Here is a 22,106-nt window from a genome sequence, read left to right as displayed (position 1 = left end):
TAGCGGTCCGGCCTGTGGACAACTAGCCCAGAGCGGCCGCCATCGCCTCGCGCGGCGCCGGTCGACCGGTAAACTGCTCCACCTGCCCGAACGCCTGGTGCAGAAGCATCGAGAGACCGCCGACGACGGTGCCGCCCGCCGCCTCGACGGCCGCTGCCAGCGGGGTCGGCCACGGGTCGTAGATCGCGTCGAGCACGAACGGCGCCCGCCCGAGAATGTCCGCGTACTCGGTGATCGCGGCGGACGGAACGGTGCTGACGAGCGCGGCGGCCGCCGCGCACCGGGCACCGAGTTCAGGGCTGTCGAAGCCGAGCAACCGGACGTCGAGCCCCACCGATTCCGCGCACCCCAGTGCGCCTGCCGCGCGACCCGCGTCGCGTGCCACCACGGTCACCGATTTCACGCCCATGTCGGCGAGCGCCACGAGCGCGGGTCTGGCCGTTCCCCCGGCGCCGACGACGACCGCCTCGGCGCCCGCGATGGTTCCGACACCACCCGCGGTGAGCGCACCGCTGACCCCGTCGACATCGGTGCAGTCGGCACGCCAGCCACCCTCGATACGGACGAGGGTGTTCGCGGAGCCGATCACCACGGCCCGTTCGGTGCGCTCGGACGCGAATTCGAGTGCGGCGATCTTGCCCGGCATCGTGACGGACAGTCCGACCCATTCCGGGCCGAGCCCGGACACCAGGCCGGGCAGTCGCGCCCCGTCGCACTCGATCCGGTCGTACGTCCACCCGGTGAGACCGAGCGCCCGATACGCCGCGAGGTGCAGGTGCGGCGAGCGCGAATGCGCGATCGGGCTGCCCAGCACCGCAGCTTTGCGTGCGGTCACCACTTCATCGTCCACTGTTGAGAATCCCGTTATTCAGAGCCTGGTCGATGTTGGCCAGGTGTTCGTCGTAGCTCTTCGTGAACAGTGTGGTGCCCTTCGAATCGACCGTCACGAAGTAGATCCAGTCGCCGGGCGCCGGTTGTTCGACCGCCTGCAACGCCCCGATGCTCGGCGAGGAGATCGGCGTCGCGGGCAGACCGGGGCTGGCGTACGTGTTCCAGGGTGTCACCTGTGCGCGGTCGGCGTCGGTGGTGGCCAGTTCGGTCGTGTCGAGCGCGTAGTTGACCGTCGAGTCGAACTGCAACGCCTGGTTGACGGCGAGCCGGTTGAGGATGACGCGAGCGACCTTCGAGAAGTCGTCCGGCATCGCTTCCCGTTCCACCAGGGACGCGGCGATCAGCATCTTGTACGGCGTGAGTCCGACCTGGTTGCCCGCGGTGAGGATGCCGGTCTTCTCGTAGCTCGCGGAACTCTCGGTGACCAGCCTCTGGAGTATGGCGGCGGGACCGGCGGTCGGGTCGAAATCCCAGCTGCCCGCGGCGATGAGCCCCTCGAGCTGGCGGTCCCGGTCCGGAACGCCGGCGACCGCGTCCTTCGCCCAGTCGGGTACCCCGAGCGCGGACAGGTCGCCCGCGCCGGCGGCGTTGAGATCGTCGTAACTGATGCACTGCTCCTGGCCGGCCTCACCGACGCAACTGGCCTCGGAGATCAGGGTGTAGATCCCCTTCTTCTTGGCCCCGGTCTGCACATCGGTGGTGTCGTGGAGTTGCCTGCCCTCGGAGATGATCATCTGCCCGACGCGGGAGCTGGGGTCGACCAGTTCCTGCACGGCGTCATCTGCCGGGATCTGGGTCGAGAGGCTGTAGAAGCCGGGTTGCACCGAGTTCATCGCGTTGCTCTGGACCGCGGCGTTGAAGAAGGCCGACCCGCTCGCGACGACGTCCCGCTCGGCCAGAGTGGAGGCGATCTCCTCGGCGGTGTCGCCTGGATGAACCTGCACGACCACCTCGGGACCACCGGGGCCCGCGTAGTCCGCGGGCGCGGCGGGACCGCCGAAGAACATCTTGCCGCCGACGAACACGATGCCGACCAGCACTATCAGGACCGTCGCGGCGGCGAGGGCGCCGAACAGCTTGCCCCTGCGTGCGCGTCCCGTGGCCTGTTTGCGCCGGCGCGCCTGCGTGCGGGCGTGGGCGCGCGTCGGCGGGATCTCCTCGGGGATCGCGGAGATTATCTGTGTCTCGGCCTCCGCGAACGCGACATCGGGCTCGTCGGGCGGTGTGTCGTAGCGGTCGTCGGCATAGGTGTGGGCCTCGTACTGCTCGTCGACGTGCACCGGCTCGTCGGCGTAGGCAGGCTCGTCGTACGCGTGCTCGTCGGCTGCCGGTGCCCGGTAGGCGCGGGCGTCGCCGTACGAACGGGGACCGTATCCGTCTTCGTAGACGGGCTCGGGGTCGAACGGCTGCTCGTACACCGGGTTCTCGTACGCGGGCTGCTCGTACACCGGCTCTATGTAGTCGGCGTGGGGTTCGTCGATTTCACGGTCGTCGTACACCACCGCGTGGCGCCCCGTGGTGACGACGTCGTCGTCCTCGGGGGGCGGCGCGTAGTCGACGTGGTCGTCGTCCTCGTCGAGGTAGCGGTGCCGTCGGGGTTCGCGGGGGACGTACTCGAATTCGGGTCGCTCACCTGCGGGTCGCCGATGATTGCTCACTGGCCCCCCTCCGGTAGCTGCACGTCCCCACCTGAATCCCCTGCATTCACCGACCTGCTCCGCTCGTCCAACCATCCCTGCAAGATCGCCACCGCCGCAGCCTGGTCGATCACAGGACGCTGGCCCCTCGCACTGACACCGCTCTCGCGAAGCGCCCGTGCGGCAGTGACGGTCGTCAGACGTTCGTCCGCCATCCGCACCGGTATCGGGTCGACCTTCCTTCGCAATCGCTTCGCGAACACAGTAGCGATCGAGGCGGCCTTCCCCCGTTCACCCCGCAAGGTCTGCGGCAGACCGACGATAACCTCCACGGCCTCGTATTCCTCGACAATGTCGGCAATGCGCCGGATATCCGGCGCGTCGGGTCCCCGATCCTTGGACCGGGGCACCGTCTCCACGGGGGTGGCGAGGATCCCGTCGGGGTCGCTCGACGCGACCCCGATCCGGACGCTGCCCACATCGATGCCGATGCGCCGACCACGCCCAGGGTCGTCGGCTCCCGGTCGATCCGGACCCTGTTCCGCGTGATCCACCGCTACTGGCTCCCCACCTTGTCCGCCACTTGTCCCCGGACAGCGTCGAGGGCGGCCGCAATTCCGCTGGTGTCCGAACCGGAACCCTGTGCCATGTCGGCCTTTCCGCCTCCGCGGCCGCCGATCTTCGGACCGAATCCCTTCACGAGGTCGCCGGCCGCCAGTCCGAGTTCCTGTGCCGCCTTGTTCACGGCCACCACGAACGGAACCTTGCCGTCGACGTCGCCGAGCAGCGCGACCACGGCGGGCTGGGTGCCGAACCGGCCGCGGATGTCGGTGACGAGACCACGCAGGTCGTTGCCGCCGACACCGGCCGGGGCGGCATCCGCGACCAGCAGCACCGGCCCGACCCGCTGCGCCTTGTCGACGAACGTGCCCGCCGCGGCGAGAACCGCCTGCGCGCGGGTCTGCTCGAGTTCCTTCTCCGCCGCGCGGAGTCGCTCCACCAGCGCTTCGACGCGGGCAGGCACTTCTTCCGAGGGCACCTTCAGCGACGACGACAGACCGGCGAGGAGCGCGCGTTCCTTGGCCAGGTAGCGGTACGAATCGAGCCCGACGTACGCCTCGACGCGGCGCACACCGGAACCGACGGACTGCTCACCGAGCAGCGTGACGTTGCCGATCTGCGAGGAGCTGCCCACGTGAGTTCCACCACACAGCTCCATCGAGAAGGGTCCGCCGATTTCGACGACCCGCACCTCGTCGCCGTAGTTCTCGCCGAACAGCGCCATCGCGCCCATCGACTTCGCCTTGTCGAGATCGGTGACGAACGTGTTCACCGAGTAGTCGGCGGCCACCGCCTCGTTCGCGACGACCTCGATGTCCTGCTTCTGCGCTTCCGTCAGCGCGCCCTGCCAGGAGAAGTCGAAACGCAGGTAGCCCGGCTTGTTCAGCGAGCCGGCCTGAACCGCGTTGGGGCCGAGCACCTGTCGCAGTGCGGCGTGCACCATGTGGGTGCCGGAGTGACCCTGCGTGGCACCCTTGCGCCACGCGGCGTCGACCTGCGCGAGCACGACGTCGCCCTCGGTGAGCTGACCCTCCTGCACGGTCACCTTGTGGACCCACAGCTTCTTGGCGATCTTCTGGACGTCGTTGACCTTCACCCGCAGGCCCGGGCCGGTGAGGGTACCGAGGTCGGCGATCTGGCCACCCGCCTCCGCGTACAGGGGACTGCGGTCGAGGATGACCTCGACGTCCTGGCCCGCCGTCGCGACGGGGACCCGCTGCCCCTGCGAGATCAGCGCGAGAACATGTGCCTCGGAGACCAATTCGTGGAATCCGGTGAACTCGGTGGGTCCGCGGTCGAGGAGTTCCTTGTAGACGGTCAGGTCGGCGTGCGCGTGCTTACGGGCCTGGGCGTCGTCCTTCGCGCGCTGCCGCTGCTCCGCCATCAGCGTGCGGAACCCCTCCTCGTCGACGGTCAGGCCGGCCTCGGACGCCATCTCCAGGGTCAGGTCGATCGGGAAGCCGTACGTGTCGTGGAGCGCGAACGCCTGGTCGCCGCCGATCGTCGACTTGCCGGACGCCTTCACCGACTCGGCGGCGCCTTCGAACAGCTTCGAGCCGGACGTGAGGGTCTTGAGGAACGCGGTCTCCTCCCCCACCGCGACCGTCTCGATGCGGCCGAAGTCGGTGTCGAGGACCGGGTAGGACGGCGCCATCGTGTCGCGGACGACGGTGATGAACTCCCGCATGCTGGGCTTGTCGGCACCGAGTAGCTTCGCGGACCGGACGATGCGCCGCAGCAGGCGGCGCAGGACGTAGCCGCGCCCGTCGTTGCCGGGGTTCACGCCGTCGGCGATGAGCATCGCCGCGGTGCGCGCGTGGTCGGCGATGACCCGGAAACGCACGTCGTCGTCGTGGACGGCGCCGTACTTGCGGCCCGACAGTTCCTCGGCCTTCGCGATGACCGGACGCACGAGGTCGGTCTCGTACACGTTGTCGACGCCCTGGAGCAGGAACGCGACGCGCTCGACACCCATGCCGGTGTCGATGTTCTGCTTCGGCAGCGGGCCGAGGATCTCGAAGTTGTCCTTGCTGATGCCCAGGCCACGCTCGTTCTGCATGAACACGAGATTCCAGATCTCGATGTAGCGGTCCTCGTCGGCCTCGGGGCCGCCTTCCTTGCCGTACTCGGGGCCGCGGTCGTAGTAGATCTCCGAGCACGGGCCGCAGGGGCCGGGAATGCCCATGGACCAGTAGTTGTCGGCCATGCCGCGGCGCTGGATCCGCGATTCGGGAACGCCGACCTCGTCGCGCCAAATGTCGCGGGCCTCGTCGTCGTCGAGGTAGACCGTCACCCAGATGCGCTCGGGATCGAAGCCGTAACCCCCGTCGTCGACGCTCGAGGTCAGCAGCGCCCACGCATGCTTGATCGCGTCGCGCTTGAAGTAGTCGCCGAACGAGAAGTTGCCGGCCATCTGGAAGAACGTGTTGTGCCGTGTGGTGATGCCCACATTCTCGATGTCGAGGGTGCGCACACACTTCTGGACACTGGTCGCCCTCGGGTACGGCGGCGTCTGCTGGCCGAGGAAGAACGGCACGAACTGCACCATCCCGGCGTTGACGAACAGCAGGTTCGGATCGTCGAGAATCAGCGAGGCGCTGGGTACCTCGGTGTGGCCTGCCTTGACGAAATGGTCGAGGAAGCGCCGGCGAATCTCGTGGGTCTGCACGTCAGTGATCCTTATTGTCTGTCTCGAGGGCAACGATGGGTCGAACAAGCGGAGCGAACCACGCGTCCACCGCGCAGTTCGTCAACATTCAGCTTAACCGGCCACCCTGACGGTTCGTGCCGCGGACGATCGCGCGCAATTTGTCCACGCGCCCCGCGATGTCCCGCTCACCGCCGTGAGTGGTGGGCTGGTAGTAGTCGACACCGACCAGCTCGTCCGGCGGATACTGCTGCGCCAGTACCCCGTCGGGGTGATCGTGGGGATAGCGGTATCCGACGGCGTTGCCGAGTTTCGCCGCCCCCGCGTAGTGGCCGTCGCGCAGATGCGGCGGGACGAGCCCGGCGTTTCCGGCCGCGACATCCGCCATCGCGGCACCGAGCGCGGCGATGACGGCCCCCGACTTGGGCGCGGTCGCGAGGTGGATCGTGGCCTGGGCGAGGGCCAGGCGGGCCTCGGGCATACCGATCAGCTGTACTGCCTGCGCGGCGGCGGTCGCGGTCTGCAGCGCGGTGGGGTCGGCCATGCCGATGTCCTCGCTGGCATGGACCACCAGCCGCCGCGCGATGAAGCGGGGGTCCTCGCCCGCCGTGAGCATCCGGGCCAGGTAGTGCAGGGCGGCGTCGACGTCGGAACCACGGATCGACTTGATGAAGGCGCTGATCACGTCGTAGTGCTGATCGCCGTCGCGGTCGTAGCGGACGGCCGCCTTGTCGACGCTCGCCTCCACGGTCGCGAGGTCCAGCAGCACCGGACGGTCCGCGTCACCGGCCTGGTCGAGCGCAGCGCCCGCCGCCGCCTCGAGCGCGGTGAGCGCCCGGCGGGCGTCGCCGGCCGCGAGGCGCACCAGATGGTCCATCGCGTCACCCGCGATCTCGATCTCCCCGCCGAGACCCCGCTCGTCGGTGCGCGCCCGCTCCAGAAGGTTCTCGATGTCGTCCGCCGTCAGCGACTGCAGTTGCAGCACGAGTGAGCGGGACAGCAGCGGGGACACCACGGAGAACGAGGGATTCTCGGTGGTGGCGGCCACGAGGAGCACGATCCGGTTCTCCACCGCCGCTAGCAGGGCGTCCTGCTGGGTCTTGGAGAAGCGGTGCACCTCGTCGATGAACAGCACCGTCTGCTCGCCCGCGAGCAGGCGGCGGCGGGCCAGTTCGATGACGCCGCGCACTTCCTTCACCCCGGCGGACAACGCGGACAGTGCCTCGAAGCGGCGGCCGGTGGCCCCCGAGATCAGCGACGCCAGCGTGGTCTTGCCGGTGCCGGGCGGACCGTACAGGAGGACGGACGCGGCCCCCGACCCCTCCACGAGGCGCCGCAGCGGCGCGCCGGGGCCCAGGAGATGCTGCTGCCCGACCACCTCGCCGAGCGTGCGGGGACGCATCCGCACGGCCAGCGGTGCGTGGTGGTCGACCGACACGGGACCGGGAACCGATCGCGGGGCCGATGCCGCCTCGTCGGGCTGCGCCGTCTCGAACAGGCCTGCCGACTCGTCCTCGCCGACATCCGAACCGAAAAGATCGCTCACAAGTTCGACGCTACTGGAACCGCACCGTCCGACCCAGTCCGGCCGGACCGTGGGTCAGCCGACGGACAGTCCCCGGATCTTGTCGGCGATGACGCGGGCGTGGTGGGCGACCACCGTGTTCCCGGCGTGATCGGCCGAGCGGGCCAGCTTGTCCCAGCGCTGGGTCAGCGCCTCGGACCGCGGCACGGACAGGTGGTGTTCGCGGACGGCGGCGATGCGGGTGTGGTTCTCCGGTAGGAACAGGTAGGTGCTGAGCCACACCCAGATCAGCTGCGCCTCGACCATGCGGGCGGCGAGCACGTTGTCGTCGGCGAGCGCAGGCCACATCCCCACGACTTCCGCACGCCAGGCCTCGATCATCGCCTGCGTCCGGTCCTCGGACAGTTCGATGCTGCACAGGCAGCCGGGGAACGAGACCAGCGCGTACGCGATGTCGAGCATGGCGTCGCGGAAACCGCCCCACTCGTAGTCGAGGAACCGCACGCCCTCGTCGTTGACGATGATGTTGTCCGGGCACAGGTCGGAGGGGCTGAACGCCCGGAACCGGCCGCTCTCGAACAGCTTCGCGGCACGCGCCACCTGATCGGTCAGGTCCGGGGAGACATCGACGCGGAGGATCTCGGACAGCAGGCCGGGCACGGCGGGCACCGCGCGCTCCACCTGTTCGGCCACGGTGTCGTCGCAGTGCGCCACCTCGGCGCGGCGCAGCAGCGCGGTGAAGTCCTCCTCGCGGCCCACGGTGGCCGCGTGCATGCGGCCGAGCGCCTGGGCCATCGCCATCAGGGTGTTGGTGACGGTGTCGGAGTCGGAGTGCTCGAGCAGGGCGCTGATCGGGGTGGCGTCCCCGAGGTCGCTGAGCACGAGGAGCCGGGCGTCGAGGTCGGATGCGAGCAGTTCGGCTCCGGGGCGGCTGTCCGTCGCCAGCGCCGTGGCGAACTGGTACGAGACGGCCTCCCGGAGGAAGGCGCTGCGGCTGTCGCCGGTGAGATCGTCGGGATCGACGGCCCGCGCGCCGGACACCCCGGACTCCTCGCGGACCTGCTTGATCACCAACGTCCGTGGAAGGGAGAACGGATTCTCCGCCACGCGCACGCGGAGCACGATGGTGCGGCCACTACCGCCGAGATCCACGGGATCCACCAGTGTCACGGGTGCCCCTGTGCGACGGGTGAGCAGCTTCTCGGCTGCGGCAACTACCTCTGAAACGGGGTCTGCCAGTATTGCAGTCATCGCGGACCAACTTACCTGCTAGTGACACGGATCATCGAGTCCTCCACCGGAAGCCCGGATGAATTTCAGCATTTCGGCTGATCCGGCGCGAGCACTTCGATCGGCGCCACGTCAACCGACACCGCAATGGTGCTGTTTCGTGCCTCTGTGTATATGACACCGCGCAGCGGCGGCACGTCCGCGTAGTCCCGGCCCCACGCGACCACGGTATACCGCTCGTCGACCAGCTGGTCGTTGGTGGGGTCGAAGGCGAGCCACCGGTCCCCCGGCATCCACACGGCCGCCCAGGCGTGGGTCGCGTCGACGCCGATCATCCGTTCCTTGCCGGGCGGCGGTTGCGTCGCCAGATAGCCGGACACGTACCGGGCCGCCAGTCCGCGCGAGCGCAGGCAGGCGATGGCGAGCCGGGCGAAGTCCTGGCACACCCCCGACCGCTTCTCGAGCACCTCCGCGACGCGCGTGGAGATCGACGTCGACCCCGACTTGTACTGGAAGTCGCGGTGGATGCGCGTGGTGAGATCGACCACCGCGTCGGCGAGGGGCCGTTCCGGCGGGAAACTCGGCGCCGCGTACTCGCGGACCGCGTCGCTGATCTCGGGGGGTTCGAGGTCGAACACGAACTCCTGCGCCATCGCTCCCTCGGTTCCCACGGGGCGGGACAACTCCCACGGCGCGTTCGCGGGTGCGGCGGCGAGTCGGGTCTTGTCGGGTCCGTAGACCTCGATCTCGGATTCGGCCGCCACGACCAGTTCCTCGTGCGGCGTGCTCACCTGGAAGTACAGGTCCCGGTTGCCGTACACGTCGGACCCGGTGGAACGGTCTGCGGGCGCCGGCGATATGTCGACGACGGAACTCACGCATCGCTGTTCCTCGGTGTCGCGGGGCAGGAGATAACCCCGGCCGTACGACGAGGACACCGGCCCCGAGTACGTGTACGTGGTGCGGTGGGTGATCTTGTATCGGCGCAGCACCGGCCGTTCCGCTGCCTCGTCCGCGCGGGGCGACACATCGGTCATGCGGGAACCCCGCCCTGCGCGGCGCTCCACGTGGTCCCGCTACCCCACAGCGGCTGGGTGCCGCCCGGCAGCGACAGCTGACCTTTCAGCATCACGTCGGACAGTTCGCTCAGCAGTGCGCGCATCGTGGTCGTCAGCTCACCCAGCTCCTTCCTGGACCCGTTCGCGTCGACCGATTCGAGTCGAGCAGGATCGACGCGTCGCACGGTGTTGACCATGTCCTCGACGAGCCGCTCCGCACGCGACGCACCCGAGGCGTCCGGCAGTGCAGCCAGATTCGCACGGAGCGCCTCGAGCTGGAACGCCAGCGACCGCGGGTTCTTCACGTCGAACAGCAGCAACTCGGCCACGGCGGCCGGGCGGATGCTCCGATTGCGGCGGCGGTAGACGACGGAACTCTCCGTGGCGACGAGGAGCGATTCGATCACCGCCCGCTCGGTCGCCGGGTCCGTCCTCCGTCGCAGCGTGGACTCCACCAGCGCGATCAGGGTGGATGCCCGCTCGATCCGTTTGCCGATGTCCATGACGTGCCAGCCGGTGTCCCGCACCAGCGATTCCGCGGCGACTCCGGACAGTGCGAGCATCCCGCCGAGTACGGCGGACTGCGCCTCGAACAGCAGGGAACCGTCGTCGGCCGTGTCGGCGGCGACCTGCCCGAGTGCGCGTTCGACGGAACTGAGGACGGCCCAGATGTCGTTCGACAGTTGCCCGCGCACGGCCCGCGCGGCCTGCTCGACGCCGCGGACCGCATGCGCGAGCGACCCGTCCCGGTCGGGGTCGACCGTCAGCGAACGGAACTCCGAGCGCACCCGCGGCTGGTCGGCGACCGGATCCGAGCCTGCCTCGGCACCGCGATCGGGCCCTTGCGGGCGGTTCCCGGCGTCGGCGACCCGCAGGACCGTGTCGAGCAGGATCGGGAGGCTTCCGCCGCCCGCGAGCCACGGTCGCAGACGGTAGTCGCGGTACTTCTCGCCGACGGCGATCATCAGGCGGGCCGCACCCTCGGCGCGCTCGGCGAACCGGCCCATCCAGAACAGTTCGGTCAGTGCGCGCGGCGACGTCATCAGGTCGGACGTCGTCGCCGCATACGTGGGCAGGGCTTCCCCGTCGCGGTCGGCGGCGTCCCCCGGATCGGTGGACGCGGTGCGCTGGGCCAGCCGGATCCAGACGTCCTTCGCGCCGGCGTGACGCCGGTCGCCGCGCTCGGCCCCGGGAACGAGGGACGTGCCGAGACCTCCGGCCATGGGGGTGAATCCGACCTGCTGCGCGACGTTGAACAGCCGCACCCCGACCGGTGCGAGGAAGACGTCCCCGGATCCGTCGGCCGCCGGCGCATACGAGGGGTCCGGGACGATCTGCCCGACCCACCGCTCGGGTTCGGCCCGCACCCGGTCCAGCAGGGTGTCCCGGTCGGCGGCACCGAGCTCGGCGGGCACGATCGGCGACCCCCCGTGCACCGCGCGCAGCACCATCGACGAGACGTTCGCGAGGATGTGCGACAGCTCCGACCGGTCGCCACCCCAGAAACTCGGCACCGACGGCAGGAGTAGGTCCTCGTCGAGGAGACGACGGCACAGGTCCGGGAGCAGCCGGGTGAGGGCCGGGTTCTCGAGGATTCCGCTGCCGAGAGGGTTGACGACGGTCACCGCTCCCCGTCGCAGCACCTCGACGAGCCCGACCACGCCCGACCGGGAGTCGGGGCGCAGGTCGAGGGGGTCGGCGAGGTCGGCGTCCACCCGCCGGACGATCACGTCGACGCGTTCCAGGTTGCCGAGCGAGCGCATCCACACGTGGCCGTCGCGGACCACCAGGTCGGCGCTCTCCACGAGCGGGAAGCCGAGGACGGTCGCGAGATACGCCTGATCGAATGCCGCCTCGGACCGGGTACGGGGGCTGAGGACCACGACCAGGGGGTCCTCGGTGCCCGCGGGGGCGGCGTCGATCGCCGCCAGCCGCATCGACTGGGCGAAGGAGGACAGCGGACGCGGGCCCACGCTCTCGTAGATGCCGGGCATCGCCCGGGCGACGACGCGGCGATCCGCCATCGCGTAGCCGGCGCCTGCCGGCGACTGCGTGTGGTCGCGCAGCGCGTGGAACGTGCCGTCGGCCCCGCGGCCGACGTCGAGTCCGTGCAGGAACAGTTGATGGCGGCCCGGCACCGTGATGCCGTGCGCCGCACGGACGTACCCCGGGTGTCCGAACACCGTGCGGGCCGGCACGGCGCCGCTCCGGACGAGCGCCATCGGTCCGTACAGATCGGCGAGTACCGCGTCGAGGAGGCGGGAGCGCTGCACGAAGCCCGCCGCGAGCTGCTCCCATTCCTCGGCCGCCACGATCAGCGGGACCGCGTCGATCTCCCACCGCGGCGGCACGGTCGGGGCGTCCGATCCGTCGAGGGGGTTGTAGGTGATCCCGTGGTTGTCGACGAGAAGCCGGATGCGGGACTGCAGGCGGCGGACGGAGTCCGGCCCGCCTCCGGTGAAGTCCTGGGCCAGCTCCGCCCACGGGTCCCGGACGCCGCCGCCGTCGTCGAAGAGTTCGTCGTAGCCCGCGCCGTCGTGGGGCGACACGATCATCAGGCCCTCCGCCTCTGTGCCACGGACCGCTCTTTCCGCGCCTGCTCGAGGAGCCGGCGGGGATCGCCGCCGCTGCGCAATCGCAGTGCCAGAACCAGGACGCCTGCGATCACGATGCCCACCATGTTGACACCGAGTTGCAGCGCCGCCAGCGCCGCGACGCGCCATTCGCCCACGGTGACCGCGACGACGGCGAATCCCGCCGCGGGAACGGTGGTGACCGAAATGAAGACGCCGACGAGTGCCGCAGACTTCGCGGACACGAGCGCGAGCATGCCTGCCGCGCCGGCGAGGAGCGCGACGATCAGTGAGAGCGGTCCGACCCGGTAGATGAAATCGACCTGGTCGAGGGACTCGATGCTCTCGAACTCCATCCAGCCGACCCGCTCCATCAGCAGCGTCGCGACCAGCGTCGCCGCCATCGCGAACGGGAAACCGAAGAGCAGGGCGATCAGCGACCGCCGGGCCAGACCGAGCTTGCGCCGCATCAGCGCGACGGCGAGCGCGGCGAGCGGACCGAACTCCGGTCCCACCACCATGGCCCCGACGACGGTGATCGGCGAGTCGGTCACCACACCCACCGCGGCCAGCAGGCAGGCGATGGTGAGGAACGCGAGGAAGGTGCCGTTGAGTGTCGACTCCTCGCGCGTCCGGCTGACCAGTTCCTCCCACACGACGCTGTCCGCGGGATCACCCGGGGCCGCCTTCTCCGCGTCGTGTGCGGATTTCGACAGCACCGTTTCGACGGGCTCCACCGTGATCGCACCGGTGCGGTCGATTCCCAGGGCCTCGAGCGCGTCGATCACGTCGTTCGCGGCCTCGCGGGCCACGTCGGTCTGGATCGCGTCACCGGCGGGGTCGATCGCGGCGGCGCGCAGCACCACCACGTGGGTGGCGCCGGGTTCCGCCGCGAGCACACCGAGGACGTCCTCGGTGCGCTCGGCCGGACAGATCACTCGCAGGTGCAACATCGTGTCCCCCGGCTGTTCCGCGTCGTCCGGTCAATCGAGTCCTGCCGGCAGATCGCGCCGGCGGGCCCGCCTACATGGCTGCGGGTGCGTCGGGCTCGGCCGCCGCGGCATCGCCCTTCGGCTCCGGCTTGGCGTCCACCCCGGACTCCTTGCGCTGCTGCGCGGTGATCGGAGCCGGAGCATTGGTCAGGGGATCGACGCCGCCGCCCGACTTCGGGAACGCGATGACCTCGCGGATCGAATCGACACCGGCCAGCAGGGCGGTGATGCGGTCCCAGCCGAACGCGATGCCGCCGTGCGGCGGGGCGCCGAACGCGAACGCGTCGAGCAGGAAGCCGAACTTCTCCTCGGCCTCCTCGTGGGAGATGCCCATCACCTTGAACACTCGCTCCTGAATGTCCTTGCGGTGGATACGGATACTGCCGCCACCGATCTCGTTGCCGTTGCAGACGATGTCGTAGGCGTAGGCGAGCGCGGACCCCGGGTCGGTGTCGAACGTGTCGATCGACTCCGGCTTGGGCGAGGTGAACGCGTGGTGCACCGCCGTCCAGGCGCTGTAGCCGAGCGCGACGTCGCCGCTCGCGGTGGCGTCCGCCGTCGGCTCGAACAGCGGTGCGTCGACGACCCACACGAAAGCCCACGCGTCCGGGTCGATGAGGTTCTGCTTGCGGGCGATCTCGCCACGCGCGGCACCGAGCAGCGCACGCGACGACTTGGTGGTGCCGGCGGCGAAGAAGATGCAGTCGCCCGGCTTCGCGCCGACGTGCGCGGCGAGGCCCTCGCGTTCGGTGTCGGTGAGGTTCTTGGCCACCGGTCCGCCGAGCGTGCCGTCCTCGCCGACGAGCACGTACGCCAGGCCCTTGGCCCCGCGCTGCTTCGCCCATTCCTGCCAGGCGTCGAGCTGCTTACGCGGCTGGCTCGCGCCGCCGGGCATGACGACCGCGCCGACGTACTCCTGCTGGAATACCCGGAACGTGGTGTCCTTGAAGAACTCGGCGCACTCGACCAGTTCGACGCCGAAGCGCAGGTCCGGCTTGTCGGAGCCGTAGCGACGCATCGCCTCCGCGTACGTCATGCGCGCGATCGGCGTCTTGATCTCGTGCCCGACCAGCTTCCACAGCGACGACAGCACCTCCTCGGCGAGGAGGATGACGTCGTCCTGGTTGACGAAGCTCATCTCGATGTCGAGCTGGGTGAACTCGGGCTGGCGGTCCGCGCGGAAGTCCTCGTCGCGGTAGCAGCGCGCGATCTGGTAGTAGCGTTCGATGCCCCCGACCATGAGCAGCTGCTTGAACAGCTGCGGGCTCTGCGGCAACGCGTAGAAGCTGCCCGGCTGCAGTCGCGCGGGAACCAGGAAGTCGCGGGCGCCCTCCGGCGTCGACCGCGTCAACGTGGGCGTCTCGACCTCGACGAACTCGTGGTGCGCGAGCACGGCGCGGGCCGCGGCGTTGACCTTGGACCGCAACCGGATGGCGTGACCGGGGCCCTCACGGCGCAGGTCCAGGTAGCGGTACTTCAGGCGCGCTTCCTCACCGGCCTGGTCGTCCAGCTGGAACGGCAGCGGCGCGCTCTCGTTGAGGACCTCGAGGTCGGTGACGTTGACCTCGATGGCCCCGGTGGGGATCTCGAAGTTCTGGTTGCCCTCGGGACGCACCTCGACCACACCGGTCACCTTGACGCAGTACTCCGCGCGCAGACGGTGAGCCTGCTCGGCGGCGGCGCCCTCCCGGAACACCACCTGGGAGACACCCGACGCGTCACGTAGATCGATGAAGATCACCCCGCCGTGATCACGACGCCTGGCAACCCAACCGGTGAGGGTTACGGTCTGCTGGGCCTGCTCGGCTCGCAATGAACCGGCGAGATGTGTGCGCAGCACGGGATTCCTTTCGAAACATGGGGCAAGCTACTTCGTTGGCTGAGATCCTACGGAGACACCGGGCGTGAGCGGAAACGCATACCCGCTTCACGTGCGAGGCTCGATCGGCACGCACCGGAAAACTGCAGAGAAAGCGACGACACATGACCTTCAACGAGGGCGCCCGAATGGACTCCGGCCGGGTGTCGGTCGGCGGCGGGGGCGGCGGTGGCCTCGGCGGCAAGTTCGCGATGGGCGGCGGCGCCGGCGGTCTGATCGTGCTGGTCCTCGCACTGCTCCTCGGCGGCGATCCCGGCTCGCTACTCGGCGGCCTCAGCGGCACCACCGATTCCTCCGCCCAGAATTCCGGCGCGGGCCTCGCCGGATGCGAGACCGGCGCGGACGCCAACCGCGACGTGAACTGCCGGGTGGTGTTCACCGCAGGCAGTCTCGACTCCGTGTGGGAGCAGGAGCTCGCGAAACAGACCGGCACCGCGTACGTGCCGCCGGAGGTCGTGCTGTTCTCCGGTTCGGTCAACACCGGCTGCGGCAACGCCACCAGCGAGGTCGGACCGTTCTACTGTCCGGCGGACTCGACGGCGTACTTCGACACCAGCTTCTTCCAGCTTCTCGTCGACCGCTTCGGGTCCAGCGGCGGACCGCTCGCGCAGGAGTACGTCGTGGCGCACGAGTTCGGCCATCACATCCAGAATCAGCTCGGCGACATCGGGCGGGCACAGGCCGACCCGCGGGGCGCCGACTCGGCCGCGGTCCGAACCGAGTTGCAGGCCGACTGCTACGCGGGCGTGTGGGCCCACTACGCCGACAGCCTCCCCGGCCCCGACGGCGGGCCGCCGTTCCTGAACACCCTGACCGGCACCGACATCGACGACGCCCTCTCCGCCGCCTCGTCGGTCGGTGACGACCGGATCCAGCAGTCCGCGGGCGCCCGGGTGAATCCGGAGGGCTGGACGCACGGCTCCTCGGAGCAGCGCCAGAAGTGGTTCGCCACCGGGTACCGGACGGGTCAGGTCCAGGCCTGCGACACCTATTCGGCGCGCGATCTGAACAACCCACCTGCGCTGCGCTGACCACCCGACTCACCGACAGTTATTTTTGTCTTGACAGAATTTACTGTCAGTGTGAGAGTTGACGCATGTTGGACGTAGCAGTGATCGATCAGGCGGCCGCCGCGGAGATCTCCCTGGACCCGGTCCGGGCGCGGTTGCTCGCGGCGCTGGCCGAACCCGGTTCGGCGAGTTCCATCGCCGCGACGGTCGGATTGACGCGGCAGAAGGCCAACTACCACCTGCGGGCACTCGAGGAGCACGGCCTCGTCGAACTCGTCGAGGAACGCAAGAAGGGCAACGTCACCGAACGGGTCTTCCAGGCCACCGCGGCGTCGTACGTCATCTCCCCCGCCGCGTTCGCCGCCCTCGCCCCCGATCCCGACCGGTCGCCGGACCAACTGTCGGCCCGCTGGCTGGTCGCACTGGCCGCGCGCCTGGTGCGTGAGGTCGGCGAGCTGATCGCCGGCGCCACCGCGGCGCGTCAGCCGCTGGCCACCTACGCGATCGACAGCGAGATCCGGTTCGCGTCCGCGGCCGACCGGTCCGCCTTCGCCGACGAACTCGGCGAGTCCGTGAAGCACCTGGTGGCCCGATACCACGACGAGAACGCCCCGAACGGCCGCAGACACCGACTCGTCGTCGCACTGCACCCCAGCCTGAAAACACCGTCCGAGCAAGCGAAGTCACCCGACAACTGTCACGAGGAGAGCTAGCCATGTCCCAGAACTTCGAGATTCGCCGCGAGGTCGTCCTGAACGCCACCCCGGAAGAGGTGTTCGCCGCCGTCACCAGCGGCACCGGCGGGTGGATGTTCCCCTCCGATCTCGATCCCGGCGTCGGCAGCGAGGGACCGGACGACCCGACCGTCGTCGCGTGGGAGCCGCCGCAGAAGTTCGCCGTGCGCCAGGAAGGTCCCGACGGCTGGTTCAACGCCCTCGAATACCTCATCGAGGCCCGCGAGGGCGGCACCGCGGCGCTGCGCTACGTCCACAGCGGCATCTTCACCGACGACTGGGACGCGCAGTACGACGGCGCCGACAAGCACACCACGTTCTACCTCCACAGCCTCGGCCAGTACGTCCAGTACTTCGCAGGCCGCGCGGCCACCTACATCACGACCGCCGGCCCGGATACGTCCACCGGTCCGGGCGCGATGGCCACACTCCGCGGCGCGCTGGGGCTGACCGACACTTCCGCCGCAGGCGACGCCGTGTCCGTCGACGTGCCCGGTTTCGGCACCGTCGACGGTGTCGTCGACTACCTGACGCCGCACTTCATCGGCATCCGGACCGCCGATGCGCTGTACCGGTTCTACGGCCGCAACGCGTTCGGCGGAACGGTCGACGCGGCGCACCACCTGTTCACTGCGGGTGCCGACCAAAAGAAGTCGCAGGACGCGTGGAAGTCCTGGCTGGACAACGCCTTCGCCTGAACCCGGCACACCTCCGCTCAGGACGCCGTGAACTCGCCCCTCCCCGGAATGTTCGGGGTGCTCGTGGCGATCTCGATGCTGACCCGGCCCGCCCCCGGATCGAAGTACACGGCTGTCGGCGCGCCCGGACCGTCCCATCCGCTCAACGCCCACTGCTTCGTTCCGGAGGCGCCGGTGTCGAGGTTGCGCCAATGCAGGGTGCCGTCGACCATGCAGACCCGGGAGGGGCCCACGAAGTACGTCGTCAACAGCACGTAGTTCGGACCGTACGACTCCGGGTAATCGGACGACGCGTGGGCGTCGATCCGCCCTCCGCACACGCTGAGGTCGCCGGGGTTCAGACCGTGCCCGATCGTGTAGGTGGGGGTCAGCGTCGCAGCATCCGCCCCGGCGGCGGCCGGTGCACCGAGTAGTGCGGCCGCGGCGAGCGAACCCACCACCGCCGACCGGACAACCAGATTTCCCACAGGCATGGCGCTCCTCGGTCGTTGTGCGTCGGGCGAACCTCTCTTCCCCTTGTCTCCGGGAATGCGGGGAGCGTTACTCGTGCGCTTGGCTAGTGTCGACGCAGAAACATCGGTCGACATCGACGAGGAGATTTCCATGTCGTTCACTGACGAAGAGATCGCCTACCTGCGGTCACAGCCGATCGCCCGCGTCGCCACCGTGGGCGCGGACGGGCAACCCGACGTCGTTCCACTCGCCTTCGAGTTCGACGGAACGGACTTCTGGGTGGGAGGTTCCGGACCGTCCGTCGCCGGTACCCGCAAGTTCCGGAACATCCGGGCCGGGAACGACAAGGTGTCACTGGTCGTCGACGACCTGGTGTCGTTCGAGCCGTTCGTCGCGCGGTCCATCCGGGTCTACGGCACGGCCGATCAGCCGGTGGAACGGGACGGAATGGTCGGCCCCGGTCTCTATGTGCGCATCGCACCAACCATCTCGTGGAGCTGGAACATGGCGGGAGAACCTGCCGGCGCCGAATGGTACGAGCCGAGGCGGACCGTTCACGTCAGAAGAGAGTGAGCGCCGGTCCGGGACGACCGACCCCGACCAGTTCACCGCGATCGGGCTCGACGGCCTCGGCCTGTCCGGCCTGTCCGGCCTCCCGATGGTTCGCCGCGCCGCCCAGACCGTACCGGTCGACGAGAGGGTCGACGCGCTGCTTCAGCCACGATGTGTACTCGGGCGGAACGTAGGCCGCCCGCCCGTACAACTGCCGGTACTGACGGACGAGCGCCGGATGCTCCGTCGACAGCCAGTTCATGAACCAGCCCTTGGTACTGCCGCGCAGGTGCATCGGGAAGACGGTCACACCCGAGGCCCCGGCATCGGCGATGGATTCGAGTAGTCCGTCCAGATGCCGTACCGAATCGGTCAGGAAGGGAATGACGGGGGCCACCATCACATTGCAGGGGAGGCCGGCGTCGGTGATCGCCCGGATCAGATCGAGGCGCGCCTTCGGGGTGGGTGTGCCCGGCTCGATCGACTTCTGGAGGTCGGGATCGTGGATCGCCAGCGACACGCCGATGCTGACCGGCACCTGCTGGGCCGCGAGCGTCAGCAGCGGGAGGTCGCGCCGCAGCAACGTCCCCTTGGTCAGTATCGAGAACGGGGTGGCGGATTCGGCCAGCGCTCGAATGATGCCGGGCATCAGACGGTACCGGCCCTCCGCTCGTTGATAGGGATCGGTGTTGGTGCCGAGCGCCACGTGCTCCCGCTTCCACGACCGGCGCCCCAGTTCCTTGCGCAGCACCGCCGCGACGTTGGTCTTCACGACGATCTGACTGTCGAAATCGCGGCCCGCGTCGAGGTCGAGGTATTCGTGGGTGGGCCGCGCGAAGCAGTAGCGACAGGAATGTGAGCATCCGCGAAAAGCGTTGACGGTGAAGCGGAAAGGCAGTTGCGACTCCTCGGGCATCTTGTTCAGCGCGCTCTTGCACAGCACCTCGTGGAAGGTGATGCCGTCGAACTCGGGTGTCTGCACGCTGCGCACGAGCCCGGCGCGCTCCAGCCCCGGCAATGCACCGTCGTCGGCGTCGACCGCTTGCCCATCCCACCTCATGAGTACATGCGAACATTTGTTCTAACCGGTGTCAAGACTTCGACCCGCGCGGAGACCGGATCGTGGGGAAAGACCGCGCTGGTGAGCGCCGGATCGGGGCTTGCGACAATGTTGCCCATGTCGAACAGAAACAACGTCTCGTCCGGTTCCGAATGGGAAGCCAAGATCGGCTATTCCCGCGCCGTGCGCATCGGCCAGCTCGTGTCCGTGTCGGGCACCACGGCGTCGGGTCCCGACGGCCCCGTCGGCGGAAACGATCTCGGCGAACAAACGCGGGAGGCACTGCGCCGGATCGAGGCAGCACTCACGGAGGCCGGCGCGAGCACGACCGATGTGATCCGCACCCGCATGTACCTCACCGACATGAGCCGGTGGGAAGAGGCCGGCATCGCGCACGGCGAGGTCTTCGGCGAAATCCGACCCGCCACCACGATCCTCGAGGTCAGCGCGCTGATTGCCCCCGGCCTGCTCATCGAGATCGAGGCCGACGCCGTCATCGGCGACTGACCGACGCGGGGAGGCGGCACCTCACCCACCCGTTCACGACGCACGCAATTGCGTGCTGAGCACCGCCTCGACTTCCGACCGGGTCGCCACCGTAGTGGGCGCCCGGTCGGAATCCGAGATGGGTGGGTCCGCACCCGGTGTGGGCACGCCTGAGCGACACTCACTGCCCGACCGGCGATCTGCCTGCGGTCATGATCTGCGGGATTCCGCCGATCGGTAGATGCGTCGCGTTTCTACGTTTTCAAAGATCAACCTGGGATACCCGGGCCGACGCTCTTGTCGAGCATCCAGCGGCCGTGTTGCTCGAACTCTGCGTCACCAATGTTGTGAGCCCACACCACAGTCGCTATCGCCTGATGCATCCACTCGAGGTCCAAGGTTTCGACGTCCGAGGCGGTGAGATCACGCCCGAGACCGGCAAGGAAGGCCTCCTCCAAATCGGCGGCCCATGAACTGCTGAGGCTGCAACCTCACCAGATCACTTGTCCAATGCCTCCAGCTGGTCAGCCGGCACCAGATCGTCCGCCCGGTCGATGTACCCATGCGTGCGCTCGATCAGATTTGCGTAGTACACGGTAGACACCTCGCCCGGCAACAGCAGGCCAGCGAGTGCCTGCGCCGCCTGCAGGTAGGTGGCCGGGTCCCATTCCGCTGGCGACCCCTCGACCGTGATGCCTTCACGATGAAGTCGTTGCAAGCTGTCCGCACTCTCAGTACGGTCGTGTCCTGCAATGGCCACGAATGATCCGCGAGAACCTGCCACTGCCCGAACCAACGGTCCAGTAGAGCCGATTGCTCTTCTGTCAGATCTGTTTTCCGCCCCGGCACGTCCCCAGACCAGGCCGAGCCGATCGTGTGCATATTGGTAGGCACTTGCGGAATCACCCACCATGCGACGACGCTGAGCTGCCTGCTTGCTATAGCGCTCTCGAGATCAGTTCTTTCAAGACCTCGTTGGATCCGGCGTAGATGCGCTGGATGCGGGCGTCGGCGTACATCTGGGCGATGGGGTATTCGAGGATGTAACCGTATCCTCCGAACAGTTGGAGACAGCGGTCGATCACGGCGCACTGCTGGTCGGTCAACCAGTATTTCGCCATTGCGGCGGTAGTGACATCGAGTTCGCCGCGAAGGTGCTTGTCGATGCAGTCGTCGATGAAGGTGCGCGATACCCTCGCGAGGGAGGCGCATTCGGCAAGTTCGAAGCGCGTGTTCTGGAGGTCGAACAGGGTCTTTCCGAACATTGTCCGCGATTTGGTGTACTCGATCGTGAGTGCTACTGCGCGTTCGATCGCGGCGACGGCAGCGACGCCGCAGATCAGCCTTTCCTGTGGTAGTTGCTGCATCAGCTGGACGAAGCCGGCACCCTCGCGTTCTCCGAGGAGGTTGTCCACCGGGACGCGAAGTCCGTCGAAGAACAGTTCGGTGGTGTCCTGCCCCTTCTGGCCCAGCTTGTCGAAGATCGGTCCGCGCGAGAATCCGGGAGTGTCGTCGTTCACCTCGGCGACAACGAGAGACACACCCTTCGCCCCGAGCGTGGCATCGGTCTTGGCCGCGATGATCACGAGGTCACAGTTGCGACCGTTGGAGATGAAGGTCTTGCCGCCGGTGATGACATAGTCACCCCCGTCACGCACGGCCTTGGTAGTGATATTTTGCAGATCCGAGCCGGCGCCCGGTTCGGTCATGGCGATGGCACCGACCCATTCACCGCTGGTGAGCTTGGGAAGCCATCGCGATTTCTGCTCGCGGCTTCCGTACGCGTTCAGGTAGTGCGGAACGATTCCCGAGTGCACACCGAGCTGCAACGAGTGGTCACCCGCCATCACCTGTTCGTGGAACAGCACGGCATCGTGAGCGAAAGTTCCTCCCCCTCCGCCGAACTCCGTAGGAATCGACATACCCGACAAGCCCAGCTTGCCCAGGGTGCCGTAGACCCCCTTGTCCGGAAAGCCCTGTGCGGCGAACCGGCGTTGGTGGGGGGTGACCTCCTTGGCGAAGAAGTTGCGGGCGAGTTCGGCAACCGCGCCGAGTTCGTCGTCCATCCATGGGGATGCGATGTCGGTGATGGCAGGGTGAGCAGTCAAGGGTTCGTCTCC

At 68.5% G+C, this 22,106-nt stretch carries 19 protein-coding genes; 5 read left to right on the top strand and 14 right to left on the bottom strand.

Annotation, left to right across the window (positions count from 1 at the left end):
* Positions 1–22: 22 nt before the first annotated feature.
* The 10 genes from ACLIVD_RS17735 to aspS all read right to left on the bottom strand — a co-directional run bounded on the left by ACLIVD_RS17735 (position 23) and on the right by aspS (position 14,954).
* The gene (locus ACLIVD_RS17735; protein WP_280782181.1) at positions 23–850 is read right to left on the bottom strand and encodes a shikimate dehydrogenase; all 828 of its coding nucleotides are present in this window, start codon (positions 848–850) and stop codon (positions 23–25) included.
* Positions 840–2,549: an endolytic transglycosylase MltG gene (locus ACLIVD_RS17730; protein WP_491932805.1), complete on the bottom strand. Its 1,710-nt coding sequence runs from the start codon at positions 2,547–2,549 to the stop codon at positions 840–842. Before ACLIVD_RS17730 ends, ACLIVD_RS17735 begins: the two co-directional genes overlap by 11 nt.
* Positions 2,546–3,082 carry a Holliday junction resolvase RuvX gene (gene ruvX / locus ACLIVD_RS17725; RefSeq protein WP_105421869.1) on the bottom strand — a complete coding sequence of 179 codons (537 nt, stop codon included), beginning with the start codon at positions 3,080–3,082 and terminating at the stop codon, positions 2,546–2,548. The genes ACLIVD_RS17730 and ruvX overlap by 4 nt, the downstream gene beginning before the upstream one ends.
* Positions 3,083–3,084: 2 nt before the next feature.
* Complete coding sequence (alaS, locus tag ACLIVD_RS17720; RefSeq protein WP_317567319.1) at positions 3,085–5,757, bottom strand: alanine--tRNA ligase; 2,673 nt, start codon at positions 5,755–5,757, stop codon at positions 3,085–3,087.
* A gap of 88 nt (positions 5,758–5,845) precedes the next feature.
* Positions 5,846–7,282 (bottom strand): replication-associated recombination protein A, encoded by a 1,437-nt coding sequence (locus ACLIVD_RS17715; protein ID WP_016880315.1) that lies wholly within the window; start codon positions 7,280–7,282, stop codon positions 5,846–5,848.
* 54 nt (positions 7,283–7,336) lie between these two features.
* Positions 7,337–8,512: a phosphotransferase family protein gene (locus tag ACLIVD_RS17710; protein ID WP_009480406.1), complete on the bottom strand. Its 1,176-nt coding sequence runs from the start codon at positions 8,510–8,512 to the stop codon at positions 7,337–7,339.
* 65 nt (positions 8,513–8,577) lie between these two features.
* Complete coding sequence (locus tag ACLIVD_RS17705) at positions 8,578–9,528, bottom strand: transglutaminase family protein (RefSeq protein WP_491932804.1); 951 nt, start codon at positions 9,526–9,528, stop codon at positions 8,578–8,580.
* Entirely contained in the window at positions 9,525–12,104 is a 2,580-nt protein-coding gene (locus ACLIVD_RS17700) for a circularly permuted type 2 ATP-grasp protein (RefSeq protein WP_491932803.1), read from the bottom strand. Before ACLIVD_RS17700 ends, ACLIVD_RS17705 begins: the two co-directional genes overlap by 4 nt.
* Entirely contained in the window at positions 12,104–13,075 is a 972-nt protein-coding gene (locus tag ACLIVD_RS17695) for a DUF389 domain-containing protein (protein ID WP_491932802.1), read from the bottom strand. The genes ACLIVD_RS17700 and ACLIVD_RS17695 overlap by 1 nt, the downstream gene beginning before the upstream one ends.
* A gap of 70 nt (positions 13,076–13,145) precedes the next feature.
* Positions 13,146–14,954, bottom strand: coding sequence for an aspartate--tRNA ligase (aspS, locus tag ACLIVD_RS17690; protein ID WP_491932801.1), 1,809 nt, complete (start codon positions 14,952–14,954; stop codon positions 13,146–13,148).
* Between the two features lie 143 nt (positions 14,955–15,097).
* Here aspS and ypfJ point away from each other — a divergent pair, with 143 nt between their 5' ends.
* From ypfJ to ACLIVD_RS17675, 3 genes are all read left to right on the top strand, one after another.
* Entirely contained in the window at positions 15,098–16,024 is a 927-nt protein-coding gene (ypfJ, locus tag ACLIVD_RS17685) for a KPN_02809 family neutral zinc metallopeptidase (protein ID WP_283332332.1), read from the top strand.
* Between the two features lie 65 nt (positions 16,025–16,089).
* Positions 16,090–16,716 (top strand): ArsR/SmtB family transcription factor, encoded by a 627-nt coding sequence (locus tag ACLIVD_RS17680; RefSeq protein ID WP_491932800.1) that lies wholly within the window; start codon positions 16,090–16,092, stop codon positions 16,714–16,716.
* Positions 16,717–16,718: 2 nt separating this feature from the next.
* Positions 16,719–17,435 carry an SRPBCC family protein gene (locus ACLIVD_RS17675; RefSeq protein ID WP_317567322.1) on the top strand — a complete coding sequence of 239 codons (717 nt, stop codon included), beginning with the start codon at positions 16,719–16,721 and terminating at the stop codon, positions 17,433–17,435.
* A gap of 17 nt (positions 17,436–17,452) precedes the next feature.
* Here the strand turns inward: ACLIVD_RS17675 and ACLIVD_RS17670 are convergent, their stop codons facing one another.
* Positions 17,453–17,908 carry a hypothetical protein gene (locus ACLIVD_RS17670; RefSeq protein WP_283332329.1) on the bottom strand — a complete coding sequence of 152 codons (456 nt, stop codon included), beginning with the start codon at positions 17,906–17,908 and terminating at the stop codon, positions 17,453–17,455.
* Between the two features lie 130 nt (positions 17,909–18,038).
* Between ACLIVD_RS17670 and ACLIVD_RS17665 the strand changes: the two genes are divergently transcribed.
* On the top strand, positions 18,039–18,461 hold the full coding sequence (locus ACLIVD_RS17665; RefSeq protein ID WP_280782191.1) for a PPOX class F420-dependent oxidoreductase: 423 nt from the start codon (positions 18,039–18,041) through the stop codon (positions 18,459–18,461).
* Here the strand turns inward: ACLIVD_RS17665 and ACLIVD_RS17660 are convergent.
* Positions 18,448–19,500: an Rv2578c family radical SAM protein gene (locus ACLIVD_RS17660; protein ID WP_280782192.1), complete on the bottom strand. Its 1,053-nt coding sequence runs from the start codon at positions 19,498–19,500 to the stop codon at positions 18,448–18,450. The two genes, ACLIVD_RS17665 and ACLIVD_RS17660, sit on opposite strands and share 14 nt — an antisense overlap.
* Positions 19,501–19,617: 117 nt before the next feature.
* On the opposite strand from ACLIVD_RS17660, the gene ACLIVD_RS17655 reads away from it, so the two are divergent.
* Positions 19,618–20,007 carry a RidA family protein gene (locus ACLIVD_RS17655; protein ID WP_411194544.1) on the top strand — a complete coding sequence of 130 codons (390 nt, stop codon included), beginning with the start codon at positions 19,618–19,620 and terminating at the stop codon, positions 20,005–20,007.
* A gap of 478 nt (positions 20,008–20,485) precedes the next feature.
* Here the strand turns inward: ACLIVD_RS17655 and ACLIVD_RS17650 are convergent, their stop codons facing one another.
* Both ACLIVD_RS17650 and ACLIVD_RS17645 read right to left on the bottom strand, forming a co-directional pair.
* On the bottom strand, positions 20,486–20,746 hold the full coding sequence (locus tag ACLIVD_RS17650) for a hypothetical protein (RefSeq protein WP_491932798.1): 261 nt from the start codon (positions 20,744–20,746) through the stop codon (positions 20,486–20,488).
* Positions 20,747–20,924: 178 nt separating this feature from the next.
* On the bottom strand, positions 20,925–22,094 hold the full coding sequence (locus tag ACLIVD_RS17645; RefSeq protein WP_491932797.1) for an acyl-CoA dehydrogenase family protein: 1,170 nt from the start codon (positions 22,092–22,094) through the stop codon (positions 20,925–20,927).
* Positions 22,095–22,106: the final 12 nt, after the last annotated feature.

It is taken from the genome of Rhodococcus sp. G6(2025), from assembly GCF_058628105.1.
Note: the sequence above shows the minus strand (reverse complement) of the source record. Positions and strands in the feature narration are given on the sequence as shown.